Origin of the sequence: Tessaracoccus coleopterorum (assembly GCF_011174705.1) — a bacterium.
GTDB lineage: Bacteria > Actinomycetota > Actinomycetes > Propionibacteriales > Propionibacteriaceae > Arachnia > Arachnia coleopterorum.
Genome location: NZ_JAANIJ010000001.1, coordinates 2,054,930 through 2,068,617 on the forward strand (window position 1 = coordinate 2,054,930; position 13,688 = coordinate 2,068,617).

General features: G+C 67.9%; 18 protein-coding genes and 3 pseudogenes. 2 read left to right on the top strand and 19 right to left on the bottom strand.

All coding sequences use genetic code 11. The features are described from left to right. Nucleotide 1: 1 nt before the first annotated feature. The 7 genes and pseudogenes from G7085_RS13225 to G7085_RS13255 all read right to left on the bottom strand — a co-directional run bounded on the left by G7085_RS13225 (nt 2) and on the right by G7085_RS13255 (nt 4,445). Nucleotides 2-973 (bottom strand): ABC transporter substrate-binding protein, encoded by a 972-nt coding sequence (locus G7085_RS13225; RefSeq protein ID WP_408647107.1) that lies wholly within the window; start codon nt 971-973, stop codon nt 2-4. Continuing rightward, the gene (locus G7085_RS13230) at nt 970-1,437 is read right to left on the bottom strand and encodes an ABC transporter substrate-binding protein (RefSeq protein WP_197511346.1); all 468 of its coding nucleotides are present in this window, start codon (nt 1,435-1,437) and stop codon (nt 970-972) included. Before G7085_RS13230 ends, G7085_RS13225 begins: the two co-directional genes overlap by 4 nt. Before the next feature lie 340 nt (nt 1,438-1,777). After that, nucleotides 1,778-1,969 (bottom strand): hypothetical protein, encoded by a 192-nt coding sequence (locus tag G7085_RS13235; protein WP_197511347.1) that lies wholly within the window; start codon nt 1,967-1,969, stop codon nt 1,778-1,780. Between the two features lie 8 nt (nt 1,970-1,977). Further along, nucleotides 1,978-2,657: pseudogene (locus G7085_RS26140) on the bottom strand (dihydrodipicolinate synthase family protein). Between the two features lie 64 nt (nt 2,658-2,721). Next, nucleotides 2,722-3,444: an alpha/beta hydrolase gene (locus tag G7085_RS13245; protein ID WP_331715992.1), complete on the bottom strand. Its 723-nt coding sequence runs from the start codon at nt 3,442-3,444 to the stop codon at nt 2,722-2,724. Next, entirely contained in the window at nt 3,435-3,632 is a 198-nt protein-coding gene (locus tag G7085_RS13250; protein ID WP_197511350.1) for a hypothetical protein, read from the bottom strand. The genes G7085_RS13245 and G7085_RS13250 overlap by 10 nt, the downstream gene beginning before the upstream one ends. 129 nt (nt 3,633-3,761) lie before the next feature. Continuing rightward, a complete protein-coding gene (locus G7085_RS13255; protein WP_197511351.1) occupies nt 3,762-4,445 on the bottom strand; it encodes an HAD family hydrolase in 684 nt (227 codons plus the stop codon). Nucleotides 4,446-4,543: 98 nt separating this feature from the next. Between G7085_RS13255 and G7085_RS30440 the strand changes: the two are divergent. Then, a pseudogene (locus G7085_RS30440) lies at nt 4,544-4,807 on the top strand (threonine/serine exporter family protein); the annotation flags it as partial. 77 nt (nt 4,808-4,884) lie between these two features. Further along, nucleotides 4,885-5,907 carry a threonine/serine exporter family protein gene (locus G7085_RS30445; RefSeq protein ID WP_269451859.1) on the top strand — a complete coding sequence of 341 codons (1,023 nt, stop codon included), beginning with the start codon at nt 4,885-4,887 and terminating at the stop codon, nt 5,905-5,907. Here the strand turns inward: G7085_RS30445 and G7085_RS13265 are convergent. The 12 genes and pseudogenes from G7085_RS13265 to G7085_RS35010 form a co-directional block, all read right to left on the bottom strand. Then, entirely contained in the window at nt 5,878-6,681 is an 804-nt protein-coding gene (locus G7085_RS13265; RefSeq protein ID WP_197511352.1) for a glycoside hydrolase family 3 C-terminal domain-containing protein, read from the bottom strand. The genes G7085_RS30445 and G7085_RS13265 overlap by 30 nt on opposite strands. Beyond that, the gene (locus G7085_RS13270) at nt 6,678-6,950 is read right to left on the bottom strand and encodes a hypothetical protein (protein WP_197511353.1); all 273 of its coding nucleotides are present in this window, start codon (nt 6,948-6,950) and stop codon (nt 6,678-6,680) included. The genes G7085_RS13265 and G7085_RS13270 overlap by 4 nt, the downstream gene beginning before the upstream one ends. 121 nt (nt 6,951-7,071) lie before the next feature. Continuing rightward, a complete protein-coding gene (locus G7085_RS13275; protein WP_197511354.1) occupies nt 7,072-7,965 on the bottom strand; it encodes a glycoside hydrolase family 3 protein in 894 nt (297 codons plus the stop codon). Next, on the bottom strand, nt 7,959-8,156 hold the full coding sequence (locus tag G7085_RS13280; RefSeq protein ID WP_197511355.1) for a hypothetical protein: 198 nt from the start codon (nt 8,154-8,156) through the stop codon (nt 7,959-7,961). Before G7085_RS13280 ends, G7085_RS13275 begins: the two co-directional genes overlap by 7 nt. A gap of 90 nt (nt 8,157-8,246) precedes the next feature. After that, nucleotides 8,247-8,696, bottom strand: coding sequence for an ABC transporter permease subunit (locus G7085_RS13285; RefSeq protein ID WP_197511356.1), 450 nt, complete (start codon nt 8,694-8,696; stop codon nt 8,247-8,249). Nucleotides 8,697-8,713: 17 nt separating this feature from the next. After that, nucleotides 8,714-9,103, bottom strand: a complete 390-nt coding sequence (locus G7085_RS13290; RefSeq protein ID WP_197511357.1) for an ABC transporter permease — start codon at nt 9,101-9,103, stop codon at nt 8,714-8,716. A gap of 59 nt (nt 9,104-9,162) precedes the next feature. Beyond that, nucleotides 9,163-10,149: an ABC transporter permease gene (locus G7085_RS13295; RefSeq protein WP_331715663.1), complete on the bottom strand. Its 987-nt coding sequence runs from the start codon at nt 10,147-10,149 to the stop codon at nt 9,163-9,165. An 85-nt stretch (nt 10,150-10,234) separates the two neighbouring features. Then, nucleotides 10,235-10,498, bottom strand: a complete 264-nt coding sequence (locus tag G7085_RS13300) for an ABC transporter ATP-binding protein (RefSeq protein ID WP_197511359.1) — start codon at nt 10,496-10,498, stop codon at nt 10,235-10,237. Next, the gene (locus tag G7085_RS13305; RefSeq protein ID WP_197511360.1) at nt 10,474-10,770 is read right to left on the bottom strand and encodes an ATP-binding cassette domain-containing protein; all 297 of its coding nucleotides are present in this window, start codon (nt 10,768-10,770) and stop codon (nt 10,474-10,476) included. Before G7085_RS13305 ends, G7085_RS13300 begins: the two co-directional genes overlap by 25 nt. Next, entirely contained in the window at nt 10,740-10,916 is a 177-nt protein-coding gene (locus G7085_RS36340; protein WP_456300398.1) for an ATP-binding cassette domain-containing protein, read from the bottom strand. Before G7085_RS36340 ends, G7085_RS13305 begins: the two co-directional genes overlap by 31 nt. Further along, a complete protein-coding gene (locus G7085_RS36345; protein WP_231979494.1) occupies nt 10,840-11,850 on the bottom strand; it encodes an ABC transporter ATP-binding protein in 1,011 nt (336 codons plus the stop codon). The genes G7085_RS36340 and G7085_RS36345 overlap by 77 nt, the downstream gene beginning before the upstream one ends. A 77-nt stretch (nt 11,851-11,927) precedes the next feature. After that, nucleotides 11,928-13,618 (bottom strand): annotated as a pseudogene (locus tag G7085_RS35010) (ABC transporter substrate-binding protein). Between the last annotated feature and the right edge of the window lie 70 nt (nt 13,619-13,688).

Sequence of the window (13,688 nt, forward strand, 5' to 3'; positions counted from 1 at the left end):
TCTACCTTTCCGCGCGCAGGGGGTGGTCGGATTCACTCCAACCACCCCCACGCCTGCTTTGGACGCTACTTCGCCCACTGATCGGCGATGGCGGTGACGGGGAATACCGCCGGGTCGTAGCCGGAGATGGTCGGCCCGGTACCCGCATTGAGATCGGCGATGTAGAGGGGAAGTTCGGAAGCTCCTCGTTGAGGATCTTGTTGATCTCCTGGTAGATCGGGGCACGATCCGCGTCATCGACCTTGGTGACGGCCTCCGCGAAGAGCTTGTCGACCTTCTCGTTGCAGTAACCGGTGATGTTGGAGCCGTTGGGGATCTTTGAATCACAGGTCAGGCGGGCCGCCAGCGCCGCTGGCTCGGGCACCGTCTGCGTGTAGGGGCTGATCAGCAGGTCGAGCTCGAAGTTGTTCACGAAGGTGGTCAGATCTGCCGACTGGTGGTTGCGGATGACGGCATTGATACCGACCTCCTGCAACTGGCCGACGATGATCCGGAACACCGCGTCGCGGTCCGCCTGGCCGGGCACGATGTCGAGGTTCAGTTCGGTCTTCGCGTCCCAGTTGGCTTCCTTGAGCAGTTGCCTTGCCTTCTCCGGGTCGTACTCGTATGGGTTCATGTCTGGCGACTGCGCCCAGTCGGGCTGGAACATCATCGAGTCGGCGAGGCGGCCCTTGCCCGCGAGGATGCTGTCGATGATGGCCTCGCGGTCAATGGCGTACATGATCGCCTGACGGACGCGGACATCGTCGAGCTTGCCGCTCGGGATCGAGTTGTGCAGCGCCATGACCTTGTTGCCCGGCACGGAGATGATCTTGACGCCCTCGGCCTCCAGCGCCGCAACGTCGGTGGCTGCGACCTCTGCGATGTCGAGCTCGCCGGTCTGCAGCTGAGCGGTGGCGACGTCGCCTGTGAGGAACTTGAGGATCAGCGTGTCCGCCTGTGCCGGGAAGAACGCCTCGGGGTTGGCCTTCATCTCGATGGTGTCATCGTTGATCCACTTCGAGAAGATGTAGGAACCGGATCCGACGGTTGGCTCCCGGAACTCCGGGGCCCCTTCAGGCTGCCCGGCTCGATCTCGCCGTAGACCGACTTCGGAATGATGCCGAGCTCGGTGAGGAACGGTAGGAAGTTCGGGTTCGGTGCGCTCAGGGTGACCTCGACCGTCTTGGGATCGACGACCTTGACGCCACTCAGCGAGTCGGCCGTGCCCGCCTGGACCTCCTCGGATCCCGCGATCGAGCTGAGGTAGGAGCCCCAGTTGGAGGCCACCTCGGCGTTCAGGTAGGTGTTGAAGCTGAACGCGACGTCATCGGCGGTCAGATCCGAGCCGTCGCTCCACTTTGCGTCGTTGAGGACGAAGGTGAAGTGCTGGTTGTCGGGCGACTCCCAGGACTTGGCGACACGGCCGACGAACTCGCCCTGCACATAGGTGAGCATCGGCATGAACTGCGCGACGGCGGCGGCCTGATCCGCCGCGTGCAGGGCGTGGACCGGGTCGAAGTTGTTCGGCTTCTGGTAGAGCTGGAAGGCGATGGTGCTCCGTGCGCCTCCCGCCGTGGCCCGCTGCTGCCCTGGGGCTGGGGGCTCTGCGGTCCTGTCCCGGCAGGGGTGCAGGCTGCAAACAGGAGGGCCGAGGAGATGAGGGCTGCGGCGAACCCTAGACGTTTTTTGGGATTACCCATGATCACTCCTTTGTGGTCGAGTTACTCGATGATGTCACGTTCGCTGACAAATCGTCAATACCTTTCACAAAATCTCTCTGTAAACGTCAGCTCGGTCAGTTGAACTCGGGCGGGTATGCGGCCAGGTGCGCCTCGACGTGGGCCAGCAGGGCCGCCGACGGCTGCGTCAGAGGGGCGCTGAGGGTTGAGTGTTCGATGACGCCCGCGAGTCGCAGTGCCGTCTTGATTGTGCCCATGACCGTCGCGGAGAAGCTCCCCTCGCCGGTGGGCCCGAAGTAGAGGTCCATCCGTCGGGTCAGCCCTCCTGGAGTCGCCTCGCCTCGGGCCAGCGGCCCTCACGGGCGGCCTCGATGACCGCGAGCTCGGTGCGCGGGTATACGTTCGCCAGCCCCGGGATCGAGCCCGTGAACCCTGCCAGCACGGCCATGTCGATGCAGGTTTCGGAGCCGCTGTAGCCGACCCCTCCGACCTCGGCGAGGGCCATCGCCTCGCGGCGGTGGTTGTCGAGATCGCCCGATGAGTCCTTGACTCCGAGCAGGATGCCCTCGCTCGCGAGCGTGCCCAGGAGCGCGGGGTGAGTGCAGAAGGCACCCGGGAGGGCACGTGGTAGGCCATGACGGGTCCGCCGGCGGCAGCGGCGACCGTGCGGTAGTGCTCGGTGAGCTCGCTCGCTGAGATCGGCAGTCCGCTCGGCGGTGGGGCCAGGATGACGTCGGCACCGACGGATCTCCATCTGCGGGCGGCGGCCGCCGCGGCGGCGGTGCTCATGGCTGCGACGTTGGCCATCACGATGCCATCGGTCGCGTCACGGACGGTGCGCACGACCAGTTCCGCGGCGTCGGCGGAGAGGCATGGGCCCTCGCCGGTTGATCCGAGGACGAGGACGCCAGCGCAGCCGGTTCGGGTGAGGGCCGACGCGAGGTTCGCCGTCGATGCGACGTCGATGGATCGGTCCGGCAGGAGGGGCGTGATCATGGGGGAATGACGCCGCCGTCGTGGAGGCGTTCGAGGATGGGCATGGGAACTCGCTTTCGTTTGGTCAGATGGTGCGGAGGAAGGCTGCGCGCTGGGCGAGGGCCCGTTTTGCCACCCCTGCGTGCGGATTGAGGGAGGCGAACCCGTGTGGTGCCCCTGCGTATACGTGCAGGTCGCAGGGAACGCCCGCCTCCAGCAGGCGGAGGGCGTACCTGACATCCTCGGCGCAGAAGAGGTCGAGCGTCCCGGTGTCGATGAAGGCGCGTGGTAGGCCGCCCAGGTCGGCCGCGCGGGCAGGTGCAGCCAGGTGGTCTGCCGGTGCGCCGCCGAGGTAGGCCGACCAGCCGATCGCGTTGTCGGCCGGGGTCCATGTGTGCCACTTCTCGCGGGGGCCGGTCGTGCGGTCGTCCAGCATGGGGCAGCCGAGCAGTTGGGCGGTGAGGCGTGGGCCGCCGGTGTCCCGGGCCAGTATCGCGGTCGCTGCTGCGAGGCCTCCTCCGGCCGAGTCGCCTCCGATGGCCAGCCGGAGCGGGTCGATCCCCAGGCCGGAGGCCTCGCGGCCGAGATGGGCCAGTGCTGCGTGGCAGTCGTGGACGGGGGTCGGGTTCGGGTGCTCCGGGGCGAGTCGGTACTCGGGTGTGATGATGGTGATCCCGCTCGCCGCGACCAGGCGCAGGATGGTCGGCTCTGCGGTCAGCCGTGAACCGGCGACCATCCCGCCGCCGTGCAGGAACAGGAGGGTGCCTCCGGTTCCGCCCTCGGCCGGCCGGTATCGGGTCAGTGGGATCCGGTGGCCGTCGCGGGCCGGTGCCGGGGAAGCTCATCGCGATGGATCCGCTTCAGCAGGTCGGCCCCGGCCGCCGGTGCCAGTGCGGCGGATGATCGTCGCAGGGAGGCTGCGTCGGGGGTCGGGTCCGCGGCACGGCGTTCGAGGTAAGCGGTGAGGGCACCGCTCAGATCCGGATCGAGGGACATGCTTCACTCTCCGTCGAGTGTCAAAAGCTTTCGTATTCCATCGTAACCGTTCAATTCGGGTGACGCAAGGAAGCTCTCAGCCGGGAAGGTGAGCTTGAAGTCGAAATCGTCAGGCCGCGCGGCGGGGGGTCAGGCGACGGCGGCGGCGTCGAGCACCAGAGACGGCAGCTCGACCATCGAGTCGAACACCGCGTGGACGCCCAGCCTCAGCAGAGCCGCGGCCGACAGGTACGTCGGCCCGCCGGGGGCGAACCCGAAGACGCTCGCGCCCGCCGCGATGCCCGCGGCGATCCCGGAGCCGGAATCCTCGATGACGGCGGCGGTCGCCGAGTCGATCCCCAGCGAACCGGCGGCGGCGAGGTACACGTCGGGAGCGGGCTTGCTGCGCGGCAGCTCCATCCCGCTGAACACCCTGTCGCCGAACACGTCGCTGAGCCCCGCGATTTCGAGCTGCATCTCGATCTTGCCGCGGTCGGCGCCCGAGACGCAGGCGACAGGCAGCCGCTCCGCGATGGCGTGGACGGCGTCGACGGCGCCGGGCACGGGCGCGAGTCGCTCCCGCAGTGCGGCATCGCGGCGGACCCGGAAGCCGAGGATCCACTCCTGGTCGATCCGGTGCCCCGTGTGCTCGTGGATGACCCTCCACTCGTCGAGGAACGCCTTCCCGACGAAGCGGCGGATGGTCTCCTCCTCCGAGATGTCCCATCCGAGCTCGATGAGCATCTCGCGCAGCACGGCCTGCGTGATGGGTTCGGAGTCGACGAGGATGCCGTCGCAGTCGAACAGGACTGCGGAGAATCGGGAGGCTGCCACGTCTCAGCACCTTAACCGCCGACGACGCCGGCGCGAAACAGCGCCTCGACGCGCGCACCTTTTCGGGCACCGGGCCACATGATGGAAGCATGGGTGCCATGTCTGTCGGCGACGCCACCTCACGGGTGCGGGAACTCAACCTCACGCTCGATCTCAGCCTCCGGATCGGCGAGGTCCTGCTCTCCTCCGGGGCCGGTGCCGCCGATGTCACCGCCTCCATGCAGGCCGTCGCGCAGAAGCTCGGCGTGCACCGGCCGGAGGTCGACGTCACGTTCACCCAGCTGTCGATGAGCTACGCCTACGACCCTGAGGAGCTCCCGCTGACGCTCGTGCGCCGGGTGAAGGCCCGCGACCTCGACTACGACGACCTCACGCGGGTCAATCAGTTGGTCCGCGACATCGTCTCCAACCGGGTCGACCTCGCGGGGCCCGCGCCCGGATGGCAAAGGTGGTCTCCGCACCGCACGCGCTCCCGCGCTGGGCCGTCACCATCGCCAACGGCGCCATGTGCGGTTCGGCCGCCATCTTCCTCGGCGGCGGCCCCATCGTCGTGTTCATCGCCTTCCTGGCAGGTGCCGCGATCCACCGCGTGCAACTGCTGCTCTCACGACTCCGGCTGCCTGGCTTCTATGTCCAGGTGGCGGGTGGGTTCGTCGCCTCCGCGTTCGCCGTGGCAGTGAAGGCGACGGGTGTCGGCGTCGATCCGAGCCTCGTGATCACCTCCAACATCATCATGCTGCTCGCCGGCATCGGCCTGATGGGGGCGCTTCAGGATGCGCTCACCGGTTTCTACGTGACGGCGACCGCCCGGATCCTCGAGGCCGTCCTCTACACCGCGGGCATCATCGCGGGCGTCAGCGGCGGGCTGGGAATCGCCGCGATGCTCGGCATCGAGGTCGGCTACGTCGAGCCCGGCCGCGCGGGCTGGGAGGGCATCCCGCTGCTCGCCCTCGGCGCCGCGCTCTGTGCCGCCGCGTTCGCGGTGTGCGTCTACTCGCCGTGGCGCGTGGTGATCCCGGTCGCGGTGATCGCGCTCGCCGCCGCCGTCCTCGACCGGGTGATCTCGAACCTCGCGCTCGCCAGGCCCTGGGGCGCCGCCGCGGCTGCGCTGTTGATCGGGCTGGTCGCCTACTCCGTCGCAGGGCGCGTCAAGGTGCCGCCGCTGGTGATCATCGTGCCCGCGATCACGCCGCTGCTGCCGGGCCTCGCGATCTACCGTGGCCTCTCGCTTGTCATGCAGGGGACGCAGGCCAGCACCGCTGACGGCCTGCTCGCGCTCATGACCGCGGCCGCCGTCGCGACGGCACTGGCGTCGGGCGTCATCCTGGGTGAGTGGATCGCGCAGCCCCTGAAGCGGGAGGCGCGACGGCTGGAGACCAGGCTTGCCGGCCCCGCCTCGTCGGCCCGTTCGGTCCGAGGGGCCGCCGCTAGCTCAGGCGACGGTGAACGGCGCCGTCAGTAGTCGGTCGGGATCCGAGGACGGGCCGACCCGCAACTCGAAGGCTCCGGCCTCGACTATCCGGTTGCCCGCCGCGTCCACGATGGTGCAGTCGGCGACGGGCACCTCGATCTCGACGGTGACGGCCTCCCCGGAGGCGACCTCGACCTGCCGGTAGGCCTTCAGCTCCTGGTCGGCCCAGCTCACCGAGGTGACGGTGTCGCTGATGTATGCCTGCACCGTCTCCAGCGACGGGCGATCCCCCTCGTTGGTGAGGGTGACGCGCGCCCGGACGGTGTCGGTCCTCGTCAACCGATCGGCGGCGAGCACCAGGTCGGAGTAGGTGATCGTGGTGTAGCTCAGCCCGTGGCCGAAGCGCCACGCGGGCACCTGTGTGAGGTCGGCGTACCGGTTGCCGTGCTGACCGCGCACCTGGTTGTAGTAGGTCGGCTGCTGGCCGACGTGCACCGCGAACGACACGGGAAGGCGGCCGCTCGGCTCGACGAGCCCGAGCAGGATCTCGGCGATGGCCTGCCCGCCGCGCATGCCCGGCGACGCTGCCCAGATCACAGACGCCGCGGTGCGGGCTGCGGTGGGAAGCACCAGCGGCTTCGACGCAATGAGCACCACCGTCATCGGCTTCCCGGTCGCGGCGAGCGCGTCGAGGAGGGCGATCTGGCCGCCGATCAGGTCGAGGGTCGCTGTGGAGCGGCCCTCGCCGACCAGCGGAATGACGTCGCCGACGACGGCCACGACGTGGTCGGAGGCCCCCGCGAGGGCGACCGCCTCCGCGATCATCGCCTCGTCGGGCGCCGCGGGGCTCGCGATCCGCGGCCGCGGCTGGCCGTCGGGGAAGAACCGGCCTGCCGGATCGTCGACCAGGTCGACGATGCGTGCGCCCTGCGCGTAACCGATCTCCCAACTTTCGGGGAATGGTCGCGGAGGCCGTCGAGCACGGTGCTGATCATGTGGCGCGGGTGGCCGTCCGGGAACCAGCCCGCCTGCCCGGAGTTGCCGGCCCAGTCACCCAACTGGGTCTGTGCATCGTCGGCGAGCGGGCCGACCACCGCGATCCGCCGCGCGGTGTCGGAGACGGCGCGCCCTGCGGCGTCGCGATCTGTGGTGTGCAGCAGGGGAGGACGCCGTCGTTCTCGAGCAGCACGATCGAGCGGCGCGTCAGTGCCAGGTTCACCGCCTCGTGCTCGGGGTGGCGATCTCGGTGGCGATCCGCTGCGGGTCAGGGCGGCGGGGGTTCTCGAACAGACCGAGCTCGAACTTCACCGTCAGGATCCGGGCGACGGCCGCGTCGAGGTCGGCCTCGTCGAGCATGCCGGCGGCGATCGCCTGCAGGGCGCCCTCGAAGAACCGCGGGGTCGTCATGATCATGTCGTTGCCGGCCTTGACGGCGGCGGCCGCGGCGTGCGCGTAGTCGGGCTGGATCTGTTGCTCCCAGACCATCCGTCCGACGTTGTCCCAATCCGTGATCAGCATCCCGCCGTAGCCCCAGTCACCGCGGAGCACGTCGGTCAGGAGCCACTCGTTCAGCGTGATCGGGACCCCGTCGGTGGTCTGGTAGCCGAGCATGAAGGTGCCACAGCCCTCGCGGGCGACCCGCTCGAACGGGGCAGGAACCAGGAGCGCAGCTTGCGGCGCGACAGGTCGGCCTCGGAGGCATCTCTGCCGCCCTGCGTCTCGGAGTAGCCCGCGAAGTGTTTCGCGGTGGCGAGGATGGCGCGCTCGTCGTGGAGCCCCTCGCCTGGTATCCGCGCACCATCGCCGAGGCGAACTCGCCGATGAGGAAGGGGTCCTCGCCGAAGGTCTCGTTGACCCGGCCCAGCGTAGGTCGCGCGTGATGCACAGCACAGGAGAGAACGTCCAGTGGATGCCGGTCGCAGCCACCTCGACGGCGGTCACCCGGGCGGCCCTCTCGATCAGGCCCGCGTCCCACGAGCCGGCCATGCCGAGCTGCGTGGGGAAGATCGTGGCACCTTCCCAGAAGGAGTGCCCGTGAATGCAGTCCTCGCCGACGAGCAGTGGGATCCGCAGCCTGGAACGGTCGGTCAGCTCGTGGGCCCTCAGCACCCGCTCGGGGAGGTGTGCAGGATCGAGCCGACGTGCCTGTTCAGCACCTGATCGTCGAGGTCGTCGCGGGCATCCAACTGCATCATCTGCCCGACCTTCTCCTCGACTGTCATCAGGGAAAGCAGGTCGGCGACCCGCTCTCCGACGGGCAGGCTTGCATCGAGGTGCCTCTCGGCGTTGGCGGTGGTCACGCTTGTACTTCCTTCAGGTGTGTCACGGGGCGCACCGCGGTGACGGCGGAGTTGGCATTGAGACCCTGCTTGCGTAGGGCGCGGGCTCGCTCACCGGCGGACCGCAGGCGCGGATTGACGTACTCGTCGATGCCGAAGTTGATGAGGGACAGGGCGACGCCGATGGCGGCGATGCAGAGGCCGGGGGCAGGTACCACCACCACTGGTTCTGCTGGAACGCGCCCTGCGCGGATGCCCAGTTGAGGATCGTCCCCAGTTGTACGTCGTCACCGGGATGACGCCGATGTACGACAACGTGGTGAGGCTCAGGATGGCGGCGGTGACCGTGCCGACGAAGCTCGCGGCGATCAGGGCCATCAGGTTCGGCAGCATCTCGATGGTGATGATGCGGCGCAGGGGCTCACCGTTGGCGCGGGCCGCCAGCACGAAGTCGCGGTTGCGTAGCGACATCGTCTGGGCCCGCAGCACGCGCGCCCCCCACGCCCAGCCCACCAGCCCTAGCACGCCCGCAACGACCCAGAGCGGTGGATCCTCGAACATCGAGGCCACGATGATGATCAGGGGAGGCTGGGGATCACGAGGAACACGTTGGTGAGCGCCGAGAGAGACTCGCTCTTCCAGCCGCTGAGGTAACCGGACACCACCCCGACGGTGATCGCGATCGCCGTTGCGATGACCGCGGCGAGGAAGCCGACGACGATGACGCCACGGGTGCCGTGGATCACCTGGCTGAGCACGTCCTCGCCGATGTGCGTGGTCCCGAGCCAGTGCGCGGCCGAGGGTGGCTGGAAGCGCGCGGTGTGGTCGACCGCGGTCGGGGAGTACGGCGCCAGGAAGTCGGCGAAGACGGCCACCAGGACGAAGAACACGAGGATCGCGAGCCCGGAGAGCGACTTGGGATTGCGGAACATCGCGAATGCCGAGCCGAGCTTCGCCCAGCGGCTCATGCCCTCCGGTGTCGCCTCGGTGGGGCCACCACGGGGCGGGGCAGGGGGATCGTCATGGCTCAGGCCTCCGTCTGGCGGGTGCGAGGATCGAGGAACGCGTAGGCGATGTCGGCAAGGACGTTGGCGAGCAGCACCGAGATGGTGATCACGAGAAACACGCCCTGCATGAGCGCGTAGTCCTTCGCATTGGTCGCGTCGAGAAGCAGTTTGCCGATGCCGGGGTAGCTGAACACCATCTCCATCACGATGGTGCCGCCCACGATGAAACCGAGCGAGAGGGCGAAGCTCTGGATCTGCGGTAGGACCGCGTTGCGGGCGGCGTAACGCCAGAGCACCTTGCGCTCGGGCATGCCCTTGGCCTGCGCCACGGTGATGTAGTCCTCGTCCAGCACCGTCAGCATCATGTTGCGCATGCCGAGCATCCAGCCACCGAGCGAGGCGATGACGATCGTCAGCGCGGGAAGGGTGCCGTGGTGGATGACCTGGCTGATGAACTCGAGTGACCACTCGGGCTTCATGCCGACGCCGAACGCCTTGCCGATGGGGAACCACTTGAGGTTGACGGAGAACACCGCAATGGCGAGGAGGCCGAGCCAGAAGTAAGGGATTGTGCTGAGGAACGTGGTGATCGGGATCATCACATCGAGACGGCTTCCACGACGCCATCCGATGATGGCGCCCCCGACGGTGCCGATGGTGAACGACACGATCGTGGCGAAACCGACCAACCCGATCGTCCATGGCAGGGCGCCGGCGATCACTTCGGTGACGGGCCGCATTCCGTGCAGCAGGGAGACGCCGAGGTCGCCGCGCAGGAGATGCGACCAGTAGTCGAGGTACTGCTGGACCAGTGTCTTGTCCGTGTCGAGGCCGAGCAGGGCGCGCAGCGCATCCGCCGCCTCGGGTGACACGTTCCGGTTCCGGGCCAGGTACTGATCGACAGCGTCGCCTTTCATCATCCGGGGCAGGATGAAGTTGATCGTGATGGCCGCCCAGAGCGTGAACAGGTAGAAGAGTGCGCGGCTCCCGAGGAAGCGCCACGGCACCCGGGCGCGTCCCCTCTCCGCCTCGTGGCGGTGGTGCCGACCTCGAGCGCGTCGGGGACCTCGGTGAGAGGCGGTTGGACGGCGCTCATCGGAGTCCTCCATGGTGGGTCGCGAAGTGCTTCTCGGGGTCGGGAGACGCCGCTCGGAGCTCGCGGGTGTATGGGTCCTGCGGGTTGAGGATCACGTCATCGGCGGGGCCGTGTTCGACGATCCTGCCCTGGTTGAGCACGATGATCTCGTCGCTGAAGTGACGGGCGGTGGCGAGGTCGTGCGTGATGTAGAGGACGCCGAGGCCCTCCTCGCGCTGGAGATCGGCGAGCAGATTCAGGACGCCGAGCCTGATCGACACGTCGAGCATCGAGACGGGTTCGTCGGCCACCAGCAGCCTGGGCGCGACGCGAGGGCGCGGGCGATCGCGACCCGCTGCCGCTGGCCGCCGGATAGTTCGTGGGGTCTGCGGTCGATCACCGAACGGGTGAGCCGGACGCGCTCCAGGAGCCGCCGGACCTCTGCCTCCGTCTCGGCTCTGGGCACCACGTCGTGGAGGCGCAACGGTCGCTCGATGTGGTAGCGGATCGTGTGGTACGGGTTCAGCGACGCGAACGGGTCCTGGAAGACCATCCGGAGCTGTTGCCGGTAGGCGCGCAGCCCTTTACCACGCTCGGGGATGGGGAGCCGTTGAGCAGCACCTCACCCGAGGTGGCCCGTTCGAGCTGGGTGAGGATCTTCGCGATCGTCGACTTGCCGCTTCCCGACTGGCCGACCAACCCGATGGTCTGCCCGGAACTCAGCGTGAAGCTGACGTCGTCCAGGGCGCGGAGCTGGCCCACGCCGCGGACGTTGTAGATCTTGGTGACGTGGTTGAACTTGAGCATGCTCATCGCACGACCACCCCTCTCTCGCCGGTGAGGCGTGGAAACGATGACAGCAGCGTCTTCGTGTAGTCGTGCTGCGGCCCGGTCCAGATCCGTTCCGCAGTGTTGAGTTCGACGATCCGGCCTTCGCGCATGATGGCGATCCGGTCGCTGATCTCCAGCAGCAGGGGAGGTCGTGGGTGATGAAGATGACCGAGAAGCCGAACTCGTGGCGGAGCTGGGAGATCTGCCGCAGGATCTCACGCTGAACGAGGACGTCGAGCGCCGTCGTCGGCTCATCCATGACCATCAGCTGCGGCCTGAGCGCCAGCGCCATCGCGATCATCACCCGCTGCCGCATGCCGCCCGACAGTTCGTGTGGGTAGGAACGCATCCGCTGCCCGCCGACCTTGACGATCTCGAGAAGTTCACGCGCCTCGTGCCGGCGCTGCCTCGCCGTCATCCCGGGGCGGTGCACCTCGAAGACGTCCTCGAGTTGGGCGCCGACCTGGACGACGGGGTTCAGCGCGTTCATCGCGCCCTGGAAGACCATCGAGATCTTGTCCCAGCGGAAGCGGCGCATGGCCTCGTTGTCGAGGGTGTTGATGTCGATGTCGTCGCCGGAGGCGTCGTGGAAGACGACCGATCCGCCGGTGATCACCGCGGGCGCCCTCAGGAGGCGCTGGATACCGTAGGCGAGGGTGGTCTTACCGCAGCCACTCTCCCCGGCCAGGCCGAGGATCTCGCCGCGCTGGAGCACGAGGCTCACATTGCTGACGGCCTCCACAGGCGGATCGACGTCGTAGACAACCGAGAAGTCCTGCACGGACAGCAGCGGATCGCGCATCGGATGGGTCTCACTTTCGGCATCAGCCGCGCGCGGGGATGCAGTGCATCCCCGCGCGGAGCGGTGTGTGTCTCGGGTCAGCCGGCCGGGGTCAGCTTGGTGAGGATCTGGACGATACCGGGCTGCGTCGGGTCGCCCGAGGCGTACGGGTCCTCCTCCGAGGGCCAACCGACGTAGTTGCGGGTGTTGAACTCGCCGAGCAGTGGGTGGGCGCCGAGCGGGATGGCGGGCACGTTCTCGACGAACCCCTTCTGCATCACCGCGAGCGCCGCAGCGCGCTCCTCCTCACTCGATGCGTTGGCGTAGGTGTTCAGGGCCTCGGTCACCGCCGGGTCATCGAAACGGCCGAAGTTGTACTGCGCCCTGTCATCCACGATCCACTTCGGGTCCATGGTCGAGGTGTACATGCCGTATGCGTTGCCGGTGTCCTCGAGCCAGTGGATGATCGCCTGGAAGGTGCCCTCCTGGCGTGCGGCGTCCCAGCCGCCCCAGTCTGGCTGGTCAACCTTGACCTCGATGCCGAGGGCCTGCTTGAGCTCCTCGGAGATCAGCGCCTGCTCAGTGTTCCAGTCGCTCCAGCCCGACGGGACCGAGATGCTGAATGAGACGGCCTCGCCGTCTGGGTCGGTGAGCTTGCCGTCCTTCCAGGTGTAGCCGGCGTCGGTGAGGATCTTCTTGGCCTTGTCGACGTCGACGGAGTACTTCTGATCGGCGTACTGGGGCAGGATCTCCTTGCTCAGCAGGTCGCCGAGGCCGGTGACGCTCCACACGGCCTGCGACGCGCCCTCGCGGGCGATGTCAACGTAGGCCTGGCGGTCGATCGTCCAGGCGAGGGCCTCGCGCAGGGCCTTGTCGTTGAACGGCTTGGTCTGCAGGTTCATGAAGAGGGTGGCCGCGCCCGCGGTGGGCGAGACCAGGAACTTGTTGTGCTCCTTGTCTGCGGCGAGGAAGCTGGTCTGGATCTGCGGCAGGAAGGCCTGCGCCCAGTCGGCCTCACCCGAGACCAGGGCCGTGGTCAGGGCGGCGTTGTCGCCGTAGGAGACATAGTGGAGCTCCGGGACGGCGACCGGCCCGCCCCAGTAGTCGGGGTTTGCGGTCAGGGTGACGGACTCGGTGGACCAGTTGGACAGCACGTAGGGCCGGTGCCGACGGCCATGCCCTCGCCGGTCAGCGGGTCGGTGTTCGGGTCCGCAATGTTCTCCCAGATGTGCTTGGGGACCATGGGGTGGTGCAGCACGCGGGCCTGGGCGGTGTACTTCGAGTTGGCGAACTTCAGGGTGATCCTGTCGCCATCGACGGTGGCGCCGGTGTAGTTGAGGGCCGAGGTGTCGTTCAGTTTGCCGTTCAGCAGCATGTCGAAGCTGAAGATGATGTCGTCGCCGGTGAAGTCAGTGCCGTCGCTCCACTTCACGCCCTTGCGGGGCACGACGGTGAGCTCCGTGTAATCGTCGTTCCACTCGACCGACTCGGCGAGCCAGGGGGTGGTGCCGAGGTCGCCGGTCGGGTTCACGAGGGCAAGCGTCTCGAAGAGGACCTTGCCATAGGCGTACTTCGAAGCGGATGAGTCACCGAGGTACGGGTTGTGCGACTCGGTGGTGATCGCGCCGTCGGGCTTGGCGATGGTCAGGGCGGCGGTGCCCTGCGTGGGGCCGTTCGTCGTCGCGTCGCCGGAGGGCTCACCGGTGGCGGCAGGCTCCCCGCCGGTGCCGCACCCGGCGAACAGTAGTGCCGCACCGGCTGTGAGTGCGATCAGTGGCTTCAGCTTCATTGCTGCTCCTCATCAGTTGCCCCGTGGGTGGGGATCCAGGGTCGGCATTCTGCCGTAGACTGATTCTTAC

What these genes read in the sequence shown, in the direction of transcription:
- G7085_RS13225 (WP_408647107.1), bottom strand. Translation starts at nt 973, where the DNA reads ATGAAGGCCAACCCCGAGGCGTTCTTCCCGGCACAGGCGGACACGCTG.
- G7085_RS13230 (WP_197511346.1), bottom strand. Translation starts at nt 1,437, where the DNA reads ATGCTCACCTATGTGCAGGGCGAGTTCGTCGGCCGTGTCGCCAAGTCC.
- G7085_RS13235 (WP_197511347.1), bottom strand. Translation starts at nt 1,969, where the DNA reads ATGGACCTCTACTTCGGGCCCACCGGCGAGGGGAGCTTCTCCGCGACG.
- G7085_RS13250 (WP_197511350.1), bottom strand. Translation starts at nt 3,632, where the DNA reads ATGTCCCTCGATCCGGATCTGAGCGGTGCCCTCACCGCTTACCTCGAA.
- G7085_RS30445 (WP_269451859.1), top strand. Translation starts at nt 4,885, where the DNA reads ATGGCAAAGGTGGTCTCCGCACCGCACGCGCTCCCGCGCTGGGCCGTC.
- G7085_RS13265 (WP_197511352.1), bottom strand. Translation starts at nt 6,681, where the DNA reads ATGATCGCGGAGGCGGTCGCCCTCGCGGGGGCCTCCGACCACGTCGTG.
- G7085_RS13285 (WP_197511356.1), bottom strand. Translation starts at nt 8,696, where the DNA reads ATGTTCGAGGATCCACCGCTCTGGGTCGTTGCGGGCGTGCTAGGGCTG.
- G7085_RS13290 (WP_197511357.1), bottom strand. Translation starts at nt 9,103, where the DNA reads ATGAGCCGCTGGGCGAAGCTCGGCTCGGCATTCGCGATGTTCCGCAAT.
- G7085_RS13305 (WP_197511360.1), bottom strand. Translation starts at nt 10,770, where the DNA reads ATGGTCTTCCAGGACCCGTTCGCGTCGCTGAACCCGTACCACACGATC.
- G7085_RS36345 (WP_231979494.1), bottom strand. Translation starts at nt 11,850, where the DNA reads ATGCGCGATCCGCTGCTGTCCGTGCAGGACTTCTCGGTTGTCTACGAC.